A 14,679-nucleotide genomic window follows, 5' to 3' on the forward strand; every position below is an offset into this window, starting at 1 on the left:
CAACAGCACTGGTAAGAAGTTATCTGTTTTTAATTTGAAGGTAAACTATCATTTACACATAAGCCCCCATACCCCACCCGTTCATCAGGATACTCCCGAATCCCCGGCAGCGGAGCAGCACCGCGGCGGAGATATGCCTTCACTTTTTCTCCATAGAGATAGGGATCATTTCCATCCGTAATTCCATATTGCATCAGAAGTGCGGCAGCACCGGTGACGAAGGGAACAGCAAAGGAGGTACCGTTCTTGCGGAGGTATCCGCCGCCGGGCGCGGCAGTCAGGATCTCTACCCCTGGTGCCACAAGATCCGGCTTCTGGATTCCGTTTCTGCCGCCCCGACCAGAGAAGTCTGCATAGGCGTTGGTCAGCGCATCATAAGCCCCCACGGTCAACACTTTGGATGCGGTAGAGGGAATGGTAAGCGTTGTCTCTTCTACCGGACGTAAGAAACGGGTATCGGTTCCCAGAACCACACTTCCCGGAAGCCACATCTGCCAGATTCCATCCACAATTTTTTCCGAAACCAGCCGGATCGTCCACACTCCCGCATCTATATATCCACTAAGTGGGATCATCTCAATAAAAATTTCCTGGTCAACACTATAGGGGCCCGGTTCCCCATAATAAACCAGAAGTTCCGTTCTGCCTGCCAGATAGCGCTGGGCTGGCGGCCGTTCATAAAAAGGACCGACTGTCGTCCCATCCGGTGCTGTCAGATAGATCCGAAATCGATCCACATAATTCTTCCATATTTGTATGCTCAATGCCGGTTCGTAGGAAGCCACTGTCAGTTCCACCAGCTGTTCCCTCACCCCGGTTAAATTTCCCGCCGTGTGTCCGGCTCTGTTTCCTTCATTTCCGCTGCCTACACAAATCACATTTTTCCAGCGGCTGCTCATATCGTCAAGATAAGTTTCCAGAAGACTGGTCCCCCTGTGAGATCCATAGGTATTTCCAAAGCTGATATTCACCGCCACCGGCATCCGATATTCCAGCGCCTTACGAAGCACATAATCCAGCCCTTCCATGAGTTCCGTGGTTCTAGGAAATCCGGTCTCTCCGGGAATGCCAAGCTCTACCACCAGGAGTTCGCTGTCCGGTGCAACGCCTCCATTTCCTGCAGCGATGGCTGCCACACCTGTCCCGTGTCCACTGCCATCACTAATAGGAAGTCTGTTTCCAGATGTCAGCACCTCATTCATCTGCGCCCTGGTATATTCCACGCCCTGATGAAATCCCACGGGCGGCCCCCCTGCTGCCTGCACCGATCCCTCCGGTGATGTTCCACTCCCTGTCTGGTCCCAGTATGCCAGAATCCGGGTGGTTCCGTCCGCATTCCGAAATTCCGAATGGGTATAATCCACACCGGAATCCAGCACTGCCACCAGCACTCCTTTTCCTGTTAGTGACAAGGGCGCTCTCTGCACCGGATTCACACAGGACACTCTCTTTCCATTTTCCCTTTGAAAATACAAGCGATGCGGTTTCTCTATATATTCAATTTCAGGAAGAGCCGCCAGTGTTTCCACCAGCGGCTCCCGTACTTTTAAAATTGCATATTCATTGGTTAATTCTGTCACCTGTACGGCATCCGAAGCAATCCGCTCCAGGCTGCCGGAATATTTGACAATCAATTCCCATATTCGATTTTCCCTGTCGTATCCCACGTTCAGATTCAAGGATCGTTCCCGCTCCTCTTCCGTGGCATCCAATGCCAGGTTCAGATCACTTCCTGTTTTCTGACTATTCATAGTTCCATTCTTTTTCTTTTATTATATTCTCCCATTTATAAAAGATCATAAGAAACTTTGTAATTTACATGACAAGATATTTGTATTATAATCAGATCTACAGAATATACACCCGAAAGAAGGAGGCTCTTATGGAATTATCATTTGGCGAACAGATCAAAATACTGCTGAACAGAAAACATATGACCATCAAAGATCTGGCAGATCTCTATACCCAGTCTACCGGACAGCCCATGTCCCGACAGAATCTGACCCAGCGACTAAAACGGGATAATTTCCCGGAGCAGGATATGTACACGATTGCCGGCCTTCTTGGATACCGGGTTTCCATACGGCTGGAGCCTGCCGACCGCATCGCGTCCGAATATGCATGGCCGCAGGCCGCCAGAGAACTGCCGCCTCATATGGCACAGCCTTCTTCCCTTCCGGATATGGAGAATGAAACTGGTATTGCAGTACCTCCAATGTCCCAGACTCCATCCCCGAAGCTTTCTGAAAAGAATACCGATCAGGATTCTTCATCTGGTGCGGATGACATGATTGACCGTACCCTGGAGAACGGGGACCGCATCACCTTCCAGATTCCAGAAGCATTCCGCCGTGTCCGTCCGGCAGGTGAGATCAATCCCCTGACCGGTGAAGAATACTTAAATAATACCGTCCGCCAGCATCCGGAACTGGAAGGATTTCTTCAGGTTTACGACCGGGCTACCCATTCCTGGTCCGATGTGGAAGAAAATTATTTTTGGGAATTTCAGGAAAAGAAAAAACAGATGCTGGGCGCTGATTATCAGTCTCCTATCCGCATCTGATCAAAGGGGATTTCTATTGAATTTCTGCCGGAGCAGGTATTACACCTGCTCCGGTTTTTCTTTTTTCGCCTGTGCTCTTCGTCTGGTGCTTAAAATTCCACCGATTTTTCCGGTTTCTCTGGACGATAACGATTTCCAGCCACCCTTCTGCACCTTTTCCAACAATCCCAGTTCTTCTGCAATTTCATATTTCATCCGGTCGCTTTCCTCTAACTGGTTAAAATCCATAGATACTCCTTTCTGCTACTCCTTCGTTGTAACAGCTAGTTTTTAATTATAATTCACTGATTACCAGCCGGGCGGAAGTGACACCCTGTGAAGGGAACGTCCGCAGTCCCGGTACTTCATGAGAACGAGCATTCAGCGAGGTTCGAATGTTAGTACCGCTGGATCGAGGACTTAGCGCAAGCGGTTCCTCTTCACAGGGTGTCACTTCCGCCCGGCTGGATTCAGGAAACTATAACTTAAAAAGAGTATGGCCCGTTTCCCACGCCTTATACCTCTTGACACTGCTTTTTTCAACCGCTAAACTAAAAACAGGTTATAAATACAAAAGCTGTAAGAAAACAGCTCAGAAAGAGGATTCTATGTATCATACGATTGTAACATTGAAAAAAGGCGAGGGCCGCACGATCAAGTCCGGTGGAGCCTGGATTTTTGATAACGAGATAGATACCATTACCGGACGATTCAAGAATGGTGATTTAGTAACTGTCCATGATTTTGACGGCTACCCTATGGGAAGCGGATTTATTAACCAGAATTCAAAAATCCGCATCCGTATGATGACAAGAAAAGCCGATCAGGAAATCGACCACGCATTTCTTACCATGCGGGTGAAAAATGCATGGGACTATCGAAAAACTACCGTGGATACTTCCTCCTGCCGGATTATTTTCGGTGAGGCAGATTTTCTGCCCGGACTGGTCATCGATAAATATGAGGATGTGCTGGTTGTGGAATGCCTAGCCCTCGGAATGGAAGCTTTCAAAGAAGAGATCGTAATGATCTTAAGAGAACTGCTGGCCAAAGACGGCATCACCGTCCGCGGCGTCTATGAGCGAAGCGACGCCAACGAGCGCACCAAGGAAGGGCTGCCGAAAGTAAAAGGCTTTATCGGAGAGGAATTTGACACCACTGTAGAAATCGTTGAAAACGGAGTACACTATCTGGTAGATGTGGCAAACGGTCAGAAGACTGGATTTTTCCTGGATCAGAAGTATAACCGACTTGCCATGCAGCGCATCTGCAAAGGCAAAAAAGTGCTGGACTGTTTTACTCATATGGGAACCTTCGCACTGAATGCCGGTATTGCAGGTGCCAGTGATGTGACCGGACTTGATATCTCTGAATATGCAGTCTCTCAGGCTGAAGCCAACGCACGCCTTAACGGACTGCAGAATACCGTTCACTTCCGCTGTGCCAATGTACTGGATGAATTACCGAAGCTTGCTGCTGCCGGCGAAAAGTACGATGTGGTTATCCTTGACCCGCCTGCTTTTACAAAATCCAGAGAAGCCACTAAAAATGCTATTAAGGGCTATCGTGAAATCAATATGAAAGGTCTGAAGCTGGTAAAAGACGGTGGTTATTTTGCCACCTGTTCCTGCTCTCACTTTATGACACAGGAACTGCTGGCAAAGACCGTAAAGGAAGCTGCCAAAGCTACTCACAAACGACTTCGTCAGGTAGAGTTCCGTACTCAGGCTCCGGATCATCCGATCCTGTGGGCCGCGGATGAAAGTTATTATCTTAAGTTTTTTATCTTCCAGGTGGTGGAGGAAAGATAGCGTTTGTTATAATCGAAAAAGGAAGCCGGGACAGCAACATAACTCCCGGCTTCCTTCTGTCTTTTGATGATTATACCCCTAGATCAGATGCATCCGTTCCAGTTCCCGAACCACGCCGTCTTCCTGTACGGACTCACAGATCCGGTCTGCAATTGTCTTCAGGTATTCATCCCCGTTTGCCATCACCACACCGCAGCCAGCCTTCTCGATCATCTCATAATCATTCATGCTGTCCCCGAACGCGATGGTGTCCTCAATCCCTATATGAAGAAGTTCTGCCGCTTTCTGAATGGCAGTCCCCTTATCCGCCCTTCGGGAAATCAATTCACCATTCCAGAAGTCATCGTAAGCCGCCGGGAAAAAGACCACATGAAAATGTTCTGACATGATCTCTTTTACTTTCTCCACCTGCTCCTTCTGAAATAACATAAAGGTAATCTTCGGCACCTTCTCCCCATCCGGTGTCCATTCCTCGATCGGATACAGGTTTGGCTTCTGCCGAAAATACTTTTTCCAGCGAACCAGCTCCGGATTGTCATTTGGCAGCACCTCTTTCCCAAGAAGAATCCGCTGCGCTTTCTCGGACACATAGATCCGGTCAAATCCTTCCAGCAGATAGACTGCATCCATCTCTTTTAAGATCTGACAAGTATGTTCAATCAGTTCCGGTGAAAGAGACTGACGGTACACATTCTGTCCGTGAAACCAGATATCACTTCCTGCACTGGCAATAAGCCCGTCCAGTTCCACATCCTGCAGTTCTTCCGGCAGACAGCACCAGGCACGCCCGGTAGCAATAAATATCTGATGCCCATGATTTCTTACTTTCTTAAGCGCCTCCCTTACGCTCTCATGAATTCCCTCCCCCGAGGCCAGTAAAGTTCCATCTATGTCAAAGAAGATGGCTTTTCTTTTTTTATTGTACATGTGAAAAAACTCCATAATATAAGGTAAAAAATAACTTGGTTACTATATAACAGGGAAATGCCAGCCCATGTTTCATCATGAAAATATAAACTTTCACAGACAGTCCCAGACGATCCATGGTATGGTTATTCAGCGCTTCCTGCACTGCCTTGTCCCGGCACATTTCTTTTGTTTTCTGAAGTACCGTGAAGAAGGAATCCTGATGATTTCTCCAGATCTCATTTTTCACTGCCATAATGGCAAGACTCAGGAAATCATTTCGTATCTGCGGTCGGAAGTCATATCCCTTTTTGGCGTCCGAAATTGCCTCCATCCGTTCCCGCAGCAATTTAATTTTTTCAAGATAGCGGGCATCATACTGTCCGGTCATAGACGCCGTATTATACCAGTAATGATAGGGATAATAATCTGGCACTATGCAGACTCCCTTCGCATCTATTGCAGCCGCAAAGACCATCTGCAGATCTTCTCCCACTGTCACCCGGTCGTCCCACAGGTCAAGATTTTGCTCCACCAGTTCCCTCCGGAACAGTTTGGTCACCCGGGATGGCTGAATGGTTCTTCCTATAAAGCTTCCATCATTGATCAGTACCGGGAACAATTCCTGCCATTCTTTCGCACTGTAATATTCCTTCGTCAGCCGGTTGCCTTCTTTTCGTGGCGGATAATTGGGATCTTCGTAATCAAAGACCAGACCTGCCATGGACATATCCGCCTGCTGTGCTTTCAGCGGCTCATACAGCCGCTCATACATATCCGGCTCAATCCAGTCGTCGCTGTCCACAAAGCCAAGCCATTCGCCCTCAGCATGCCGGACTCCCTCTTTCCATGCCGAAGTAAGGCCGCCATTTTTCTTATGTACCACTTTGATGCGGGCATCCTGCCTGGCATAAGCATCGCAGATGGCCGGACACTGATCCGGTGACCCGTCATCCACCAGGATGATCTCCAGATTCTCATAGGTCTGGGAAAGGATGCTGTCCACACAACGTTTCAGCACCTGTTCCACTTTATAGATTGGTACTATGACACTGATTTTCTCGTTCATGATGTCTCCTGCATTTTCTGAAGCATTTTAGCATAAAGTCCCGGACTCATGGAAAATAATTCATATCCCATGCGGGTTTTTAAAGGCAGCGCTGCGATCCAGGCAGCCCCGTTTGCCCGGTAAGTTTCCAGCCGCTTCCGCAGCTCTTTCTTAAGTTCTTCTGCATCTTTCACCTGCTCCGTGCAGCGGAAATAGAAAGTAATGCAGGCATCACAGAGCTTCCGGTAAGCTGCCGGGAGAAGCTTCTCATAACCATTTTTCTTAAAAAATGCAATCCGTTCCTCATGAGCCGTCAGCCACTGCAGCCGCTTTGCAGAGAAAACAGATGTAATGCTGCCTCCATTTTCTGTGTAATATCCATACAACACCCGGTCAAGAAATGCCAGCTTCTTCGCCTCATGAAACAACCGATACGTGGTCGCCTCATCCTCGTGAATCCGCCCTTCCGGATACCGGATTCCTGTCTCTTTAAAAAGTTCCGCCCGGTACAGCTTGTTCCAGGCCACTACAAAACAGGTGGCTTTTTCCTCCGGTCCATAGAGCTGTTCCATCAGACTCTCTCCCCGGTAAATGCAGAACGCAGAATCGCCTTCTTCCACCAGCCCGTCCCCTTTCACATAGGAAAAACGGCACTGTCCGATGGCGCAGCCGGTGTCCTGCAGAAGCTGATACAGTTCCTCGATAAAATGCGGACTCACATAATCATCACTGTCCACAAATGCCAGATATTCTCCGGAGGCTGCATCGATCCCTGCATTTCTCGCCCCGGAAAGACCTTTGTTTTCCTGATGAATCACTTTCACCCTGGCATCTTTTTCTGCACAGGCATCGCAGATGGCCGGGCACTGATCCGGAGACCCATCGTCCACCAGAATCACCTCCAGGTTTTTATAAGTCTGGGAAAGAATACTTTTCACACATCGTTCCAGATACTTTTCTACCCGGTATACCGGTACAATTACACTGATTAATGGGGTTGTCATCTTCGGCTCCTCCGTATTTCATGCAGCACTTTCACCAGAAGGCTGCGTACCACGCACAGACCATAGACCGTCCGTACCATATCCCTCTTCAAAAAAATCCATAAAATCCGGTAATCCGGATACGTAAACCGCACCTCGGATCCACGATTTTTCACCAGCGGATCTTTCGCATAGCCGTGCAGAATTTCTAATTTTTCCCGATAAGCCAGCGTTCTGTCATCCGGAAGTTTCTCACATTCATCCATGACTTCGTTCATATAACGAAGAAAAATACTGCCGTCCTTACAAGGATTTCCCCAGGTCTTCTCATAGAAATTTTCCGTCTCCCTGCAGATGCGTTCTGCCAGTTCCATCCGGTTCTGACGTTTTTCGGAAGACAAGGTCGTCTTTCCCATGTCCTGAACATACCAGCACAGCGGTTCTCCCAGAACAGCAACCCTCCGGCATTTTGATAAATATTCGAGATTAAACAGGAGATCTTCCCCCAGGCTCAAAGACGTATCAAATACACCAACCAATGCTTTCCGATATAGTTTATTCCATGGCATATTAAGATCACTCTTTTTATAGAGCTCCAGAAATTCCTGCTGGAACTCTGCCATGGTACTCACATGGGTCTCTCCCGGTACTTTTACAATATCTGCACCATCATAGAGATGATGATACCCGCAGAGTACCAGATCTGCATCACTGTTTTCCTGCAGAGCTGCCATCTTTTCCAGATAGTCCGGCTCCACATAGTCATCACTGTCCGTGAAAAGAAGGAATTCTCCTTCTGCTGCCCGGATTCCCGCATTTCGTGCCGCGGATACACCGCTGTTAGCCTGATGAATCACCCGGAGACAGGTGCCAGAATGATTCTTAGCCAACTCGTCGCAAAGCTCTTTGCTTCCATCGGAAGAACCATCATCCACCAGAATGATTTCCAGATCCTTTCTCGTCTGGCAAAGCCAGGAATCCACACAGCGCTCCAGTGACGTTTTCGCATTATAGACCGGAATGACGATACTGAACATCTTTCTATTTTGCTCCTTTCAGCCTGGACTTCAACATGCCAATCACCATTTCCCGCTCCTCTTTTCTAAGAATAATCAGGAAATTTAAGGCCAATGCCAGCGGTCCCATGACCACGCCTGTCAGAATCAGTTTTATCCAGGAATCTACCGGGAATACCATCCGGGACAGATTTCCCAGAATCACAATACTGCCAATAGAAATCCAACCCAGCAGAATATCTCCATAGAACCGGTTCCAGCGGATCTTCAGGCATCTGGCCGCATAGATCGGAGTAAAAATAAGATTTCGCAGAAGTCCGGTCAGCATACTGGACAGCGGAAATACCATGACTCCCAGATCCGTTGTCTTCAACAAAAGCAGTGACAGACAGGAAGACAGTACTCCGGAACCAAGGATAACTAAAGAATTCCATTTTACTTTTTTCGTAATAATAAATACATGATAGAGCACCTGAATGCTCATGCTCACATAGAGCACCCCTACCGCCAGCAGAGACAGTCTCTGCAGCATGTCCGCATCCTTGGTGGGCTGCCACATGGCATAGAAATCTCTTCCGTAAGCGGTCAGAAATGCAATGGGGATACTCATGATAAAAATGAGAATCCGGTTGCAGCTCTTAATAATCTTCACGAGATTTTCCGTGTTATCCTCTGCATAGGCAATGGTGATCTGTGGATTGAACACGCCTACCACCGTTCCCATAAGACTGGAAATCGCTGTCGGCACCATTTTTGCCAGGGACAGCATGGTCATAGAAGCATTTCCATCCAGAATCAGTGCGCCTGACAGCAGAATATCCACACCATCCAGCAGCTGCTGTCCCAGACGGGTCAGGGAATTCCAGGCTCCCAGAGACACCAGCTCCCACACCTTTTTCCAACGGAAATTGGATATCTTCATCTGCACCTGGGGCAGAAGCTGCCGGGTAAATCTGCGATTCCAGAAGGCTGTATACGCCGTGCTTAAAAGGGATGCCGCTCCGATAAACCACAGTGTCGGTTTAAAGATCAGAAACGTTCCAAATAAAAATACAATCCGGATAATATCTCCGTACATAGTACGGATGGATGTTAAGTCCAGACGGTTCGTCGCATAGGTGGAAATTCCGTATACAGACGTAATAATACTTAAGAAAAAGTTTACAAATACAAAAGCCCACAGAAGCTGCACGTCATGAAGCACATCCGCCGGTACATTCAAAAACGGCATACTCCCCATGAAAATGACAATGACGAGCGCCGGCAGCAGAAATATCCCCGCCATCATCACATTGCCAAAGAATACCGATGAAAAATATTCACTGGCCGTCTGGTCTTCCCCTCTGTGGATGTGGATTGTGATGAAACGGCTGGCCATTGTATTTAACGCAGACACAACAATCTGGGCATACAATACAAACTGGTTGGCCAACGTGACAAATCCATAGGTATTTTCCATCTTGGCTTCGATAATCGGTGCCAGGAGAAAACTGATCCCCATATTGACGGCAAATGCAAGAAGCTGTGCCGCCATATTGACGGCCAGTCTTTTTTTATCCATAAAATCGTTCCTCTCCAGGCTGTCCTACACAGCCATTACTTGTTTAATCACATAGACAATCGTCAGAAGCTGCCCTGTCACCGCCGCTGCCATAATGCCCCGATCCATCTTCTGACGCAGGAAAATCATCCGATTTCTGCATGCAGTCAGAAGAATTAGCAAAAACGGCAGAAAATAACGCCCTTGCACACCTTCTACAGATACATATCCCATAGGAGTCCAGGAAAGCAGCATTCCAAGTACAATAAGCCCTGTGCAGCCAAGGCAGGAAAAGATCATCACCGTACGCTGTCCGGCTGTCACAAATATAGATTCCTCCCTGGTCTGGCAATTGGACAAAAACAGCAGGAACAAGAACAGTACCACAATCATAGTGGATGTCTCAATCTCCACCCATCCCAACTTATATCCGATCAAAGACTCCACATAAAATCCACCTTTATCGAGAATGGTATTTACAATCATATAAATGAGCTGCAGCGGATCATGAAGGAAATAGCTAAGAGTATATCCGGTGGCATAAGCCGTCCCATCTCCGGTGCTTACCACACTGGTGGCATCCGTAGTGGCGGCGATGCCGGTCACCATCGACATATTTTTCGCCGCAAATACCAGCAGCAGCATACCAAAGACAGATGCCGTTGCCGCCCATTTCTTCTTCGGACTTCCATAGGAAGCCACCGGAATCAAAAGAATCAGCAGCATCAGCGGCAGATAGCTTCCGCTCTTACAGTAAACAGCCATGACTCCAAGAAGCTCCAAAAGGAGCATCTGCCATCCGGTCAGTTCCTTTTTTCCATAAATGGCTTTCAGGCAGAGACAACAGAACAGGAATAAAATGCCATGCACCATGGCATCATGGGAAAAAGACGTACACTGCTGCAAATTAATCGGTAAAACAGCGATTAAAAATAATGTCAATTTCCCAAAGGGCAGGCGCTTCATGCCAAACCAGGTAAGCAGCGCAAAGGCGATCAGATTCAGATATCTGGCAAAGAGCAGCATAGGAACTGTTCCCAGATGTAATATCCTCGCCAGGCTCATACCAAGCACAGCCGGTGCATAGAACAGAAGACTTCCTTCAATATTGCTGTTCACCTCTGCTTCCACCATCCGGTCATCCTGTACCCGTGAAAACAGTCCATAATATATATTGCGGTAATTTCTAAAAGACGGTGACGATGTAAATTCGGTCTCCACATCGTCTGCTCTCATAAGACAGCTGGTATCTCCCAAGGATTCATACCCCAGCAGCTCATTGCTGTACCGGTATGCCATATCAATATGTTTTGCCTCATCAGGTACCATCTGGGGTGTGAGAAGCACGTTATAGAACAATCCCAATCCCAGTACCGTCACCAGAAAAACCGTCTCGATTCTTGTCTTTCTCACAAAAACCAGATACCAGAACAGGGTAATAAATGCTTCCATACCCAGAAACATGAAGAAGAAAAACTTCTTCAGAAAAATATTATAATATAAATAAGCATTTATACAAAGATTATCCCCGCTGGTCAGTACTTCCAGGCCACTGTTCCAGAGCTCCGGGGAAAATGTCAGATCAATCCGATAGGTGTGGTCCCTCACTCCCACCTGAGAATTTTCAAAAAGCAGCCCTACATACTCGCCGGAAATAAATTGTCCTGCCTGGATATCCGTCTCGCAGAGTATTTCCGACAATGTAAGATCCGTAACTGTTGCATGCATGGCTCCCTCATGAAGCACTGCCCCTTCTTCCAGCCAGAACCGCACGCCAAATCCGGTCATCTGATCCTGCAGAGGCTTCACAACCTGACTCAAGGAGGCATTTTCTTTCGTCACTGGGATTGACTTTCCGTCAGTCTGAAAAATTGCAACTTTCTCCGTCGTATTCTGTGCGATCCGGATTCTGGTATCATAAAGATAGAAGAACAACAGTGCTCCGCAGACAAGGGCAAGGCCCAAACCCAGAAGCTGCCGTCTGTCCGGCATCTCTCTGCCAATAGGCAGTGCCGCCTGTTTCTGCTGCTTTTCTTTCTGAAGACCACCTGTCAGCCAGACGCCCAACCCTCCCAGAAATAAAATCAAGCCCAGCAGAATCGGCCGACCTGTCTGATGGGTCTGTTCCGTATAAGTCAGATTGTAAACCAGGCTTTTTTCCAGTGGAACGCCATTCACGGAAGCATGTCCGGGTGTTATGGTTGTTTCGTTCAGCCAGACAGAAGGTCCCTTTCTTCTGGCATCACAGGTCATCCGTACGGTCAGTTCCTCCGGTGAATGATCCAGCGAAATGAACAGAAAACGGTCTTCATCCAAATCCTCCAGCGGAAAATCCTGTCCGCCGATAAGTTCTTCTCCGTCAAATGCGGCAATCCGCAAAATACCTTCTTCAAATTCATGTTTATTTACCGTGAAAAAGAATCCGATCTGATTTGCCGTTGGCTTCGGCGGATTTACCGTAAATTCCAGTATGGTTCCTTCGGTCAGTTCTTCTGTTGCTTTTCGTAAGTTCGCCTGATTGGCACCTTCCAGTCCAAGCGAACAGTTTCTCGTCACCGGAAGCGCAATCCCGATTATGACGACCAGCAGGCAGATCACCGCCCAGACCACCAGATATTTGTTTCTATTCTTCATGCAGAGTATCCCTTTCATGCATTTTAGATTTGTTCCTGACGCAGAAAGGCAGACCCGCAGGTCTGTCTTTCCTTTATTTCCTTATTCCTCTTTCGAGGATACCACATGAACGGTCATTCCCAGATCCTGCGGGCAGCTGAAGCCAGCCGGAAGCGTCACCGTCACCGGTACCGTATAGGTTCCTGTTTTGCTCACTCCTGACATGTCTGCTGTCACTGTAATGGAGTCTGCCGTGAGGTCTGACAGCGCAGAAGCCAGTCCGCTGACCGGCATAATGACGGTCTCGCTGTTGGAACGGTCTACCTGCAGGCCATCCGCGGTATTCTCATATTCAATCTGATCCGGTGTAAAGCTGTAATTCACCGTCTCATTGGCTACAATTTCCATGGTTACTACAATATCATGCTCATCCTCCTCCGGAATGATAACATTCTCAGGAAGATACTGACTGATATCTACCGTCTGTTCTACTCTTCCAGTCTTTCTCTCGGGATTCAAAGCCTCTGCCGGAATATTCAGATTATAAATCGAACGAATATCAGACAGTGCACCTGCAATGGTTACCGTCTCCGGCTTATACGTAATGGTGGACAGACTGTAACCTTCCGGTGCCGCTTCGCTGATATCAAAGCTGATACCTGCTTTCTTTGTATTTAACGTAGTTACGGTCACATTGAAATCTGCATCTTTTCCCAGATACTCCAGCTGGGAATCATCCACGTCTTCGCCATTTCCATCTACCAGCTCCAGGCGGGTAGTCAGAGCTGCCGTACCGGTAATTCCGGTAATATTTACCTTCGCCACCACTTTCTTGATCTGTTCTACCACAGATTTTGGTCCGCTGATCTCGATCATGGATTTCTCCGGAATGGCGGTTCCTTTTTCCAGTCCATCGCTTGGCGTTCCGTTGGTATCTACCGTTACCTTGAACTGTTCCGTCACCTTCTCCTCAATGCTGACCAAAACATTTTCCCGGCTCTGTTCAATGTTGTCGATTTTGGCATTACCGGTATAAGTTACTTCTATTTTCACCATACTGTCATAGCGCAGATCTTTTTTCATATCTGCCGTAATCACAAAATCAGAGGGTTTCACCTTCGCAAGCTCTGTTCTCCTGGCATAAACGGTCAGATTTACTTTATCTGTTCCTGGATCAATCCGATAGGTCTGATCCTGGGAAGTAATCACGTCTGCATTCAGAAGACTGACCTGCAGGTTTTTCAAAGACTCTGATTCAATGGTGTCATCAATATTCACCACAACCAGCCATAGCATAATAGCCGCCAGCACGGAAAGGATTTTCCACATCAGATTATTCAGCAGTTTTGTCTTCATTATGGCCACGTCCTCTCCACAGTCTGATCTTCTTGTTTCTCTCCGCGGATTTTACCTGCAGCGTCTGCAGCTGTTCTCTCAACTGATCCTGATTCAGATTGCGGAGCAGGCGTCCGTTCTTCGCCACTGATACAGAACCGGTCTCTTCTGATACCACGATGGTCAGGGAATCAGTCACCTCACTGACACCTACCGCTGCCCGATGTCTTGTTCCCAACGCTTTACTAAGTGTCATATTGTCTGACAACGGAAGATAGCAGGTAGCAGAACGAATTCTGTCACCGGACAGAATCACCGCACCATCATGAAGCGGTGTGTTCTTTTCAAAAATATTTAAAATCAGCTGACTGGATACCTGGGAATCAATCTCGATTCCGGTCCGCTCATATTCTTTCAGGCTGACCGTCTGTTCCAACACCATCAACGCTCCCGTTCTGGCTTTTCCCATCTCAAAGCTTGCCTTCACCAGTTCCGTAATCGTTCGGTCAGAAATACTGGTTTCCTCTTTTCTGGATGCGTCAAAAGGTACGATGGTAGTCAAAATATTATTCTCACCCAGCTGTTCCAGCGCGCGCCGCATCTCCGGCTGAAACACCACGATGACCGCCATAATTCCAAGACTGAAAAAGTTTTTGGCAATCCATAAAATGGTGTTCATATGGAAAAATGCTGCCACCACAAGAAGCGCCAGAATCACGGCAAAACCTTTCAGTAATGCCCATGCTCTGGTGGACTTAATCCACATCAGGATCTGATAAATGATCACTGACAATATGATAATCTCTGCCACGTCTGTCCACGTCACATGCAGCGCATCAATCGACAGATACTGATACAGCTGTCCAAGATTCATATTCTTCACTT

The 14,679-nt window shown here is 47.6% G+C and carries 12 protein-coding genes; 2 read left to right on the forward strand and 10 right to left on the reverse strand.

Annotated elements, in window-relative coordinates:
- Positions 1 to 29: 29 nt before the first annotated feature.
- Entirely contained in the window at positions 30 to 1,751 is a 1,722-nt protein-coding gene (locus tag ACZMB2_RS04290) for a S8 family peptidase (protein ID WP_487595675.1), read from the reverse strand.
- A 131-nt stretch (positions 1,752 to 1,882) separates the two neighbouring features.
- Here ACZMB2_RS04290 and ACZMB2_RS04295 point away from each other — a divergent pair, with 131 nt between their 5' ends.
- Complete coding sequence (locus ACZMB2_RS04295; RefSeq protein WP_487595676.1) at positions 1,883 to 2,563, forward strand: hypothetical protein; 681 nt, start codon at positions 1,883 to 1,885, stop codon at positions 2,561 to 2,563.
- A 39-nt stretch (positions 2,564 to 2,602) separates the two neighbouring features.
- On the opposite strand, the gene ACZMB2_RS04300 is transcribed toward ACZMB2_RS04295, so the two are convergent.
- A complete protein-coding gene (locus ACZMB2_RS04300; RefSeq protein WP_487595677.1) occupies positions 2,603 to 2,758 on the reverse strand; it encodes an alpha/beta-type small acid-soluble spore protein in 156 nt (51 codons plus the stop codon).
- Between the two features lie 392 nt (positions 2,759 to 3,150).
- Here ACZMB2_RS04300 and ACZMB2_RS04305 point away from each other — a divergent pair, with 392 nt between their 5' ends.
- Positions 3,151 to 4,353, forward strand: a complete 1,203-nt coding sequence (locus ACZMB2_RS04305) for a class I SAM-dependent rRNA methyltransferase (RefSeq protein ID WP_487595678.1) — start codon at positions 3,151 to 3,153, stop codon at positions 4,351 to 4,353.
- Positions 4,354 to 4,431: 78 nt separating this feature from the next.
- Here ACZMB2_RS04305 and ACZMB2_RS04310 read toward each other — a convergent pair whose 3' ends face one another.
- The 8 genes from ACZMB2_RS04310 to cdaA form a co-directional block, all read right to left on the reverse strand.
- Complete coding sequence (locus ACZMB2_RS04310) at positions 4,432 to 5,280, reverse strand: HAD family hydrolase (RefSeq protein ID WP_487595679.1); 849 nt, start codon at positions 5,278 to 5,280, stop codon at positions 4,432 to 4,434.
- Positions 5,270 to 6,328, reverse strand: a complete 1,059-nt coding sequence (locus ACZMB2_RS04315; RefSeq protein WP_487595680.1) for a glycosyltransferase family 2 protein — start codon at positions 6,326 to 6,328, stop codon at positions 5,270 to 5,272. The genes ACZMB2_RS04310 and ACZMB2_RS04315 overlap by 11 nt, the downstream gene beginning before the upstream one ends.
- On the reverse strand, positions 6,325 to 7,311 hold the full coding sequence (locus ACZMB2_RS04320; RefSeq protein WP_487595681.1) for a glycosyltransferase family 2 protein: 987 nt from the start codon (positions 7,309 to 7,311) through the stop codon (positions 6,325 to 6,327). The genes ACZMB2_RS04315 and ACZMB2_RS04320 overlap by 4 nt, the downstream gene beginning before the upstream one ends.
- Positions 7,308 to 8,327, reverse strand: coding sequence for a glycosyltransferase family 2 protein (locus ACZMB2_RS04325; RefSeq protein ID WP_487595682.1), 1,020 nt, complete (start codon positions 8,325 to 8,327; stop codon positions 7,308 to 7,310). Before ACZMB2_RS04325 ends, ACZMB2_RS04320 begins: the two co-directional genes overlap by 4 nt.
- Positions 8,328 to 8,331: 4 nt before the next feature.
- Entirely contained in the window at positions 8,332 to 9,867 is a 1,536-nt protein-coding gene (locus ACZMB2_RS04330; RefSeq protein WP_487595683.1) for a lipopolysaccharide biosynthesis protein, read from the reverse strand.
- A gap of 24 nt (positions 9,868 to 9,891) precedes the next feature.
- A complete protein-coding gene (locus ACZMB2_RS04335; RefSeq protein ID WP_487595684.1) occupies positions 9,892 to 12,480 on the reverse strand; it encodes a DUF2142 domain-containing protein in 2,589 nt (862 codons plus the stop codon).
- A gap of 81 nt (positions 12,481 to 12,561) precedes the next feature.
- Entirely contained in the window at positions 12,562 to 13,815 is a 1,254-nt protein-coding gene (locus tag ACZMB2_RS04340; protein WP_487595685.1) for a CdaR family protein, read from the reverse strand.
- Entirely contained in the window at positions 13,793 to 14,668 is an 876-nt protein-coding gene (gene cdaA / locus ACZMB2_RS04345; RefSeq protein WP_487595769.1) for a diadenylate cyclase CdaA, read from the reverse strand. The genes ACZMB2_RS04340 and cdaA overlap by 23 nt, the downstream gene beginning before the upstream one ends.
- Between the last annotated feature and the right edge of the window lie 11 nt (positions 14,669 to 14,679).

The organism is Hominiventricola sp., assembly GCF_057604405.1.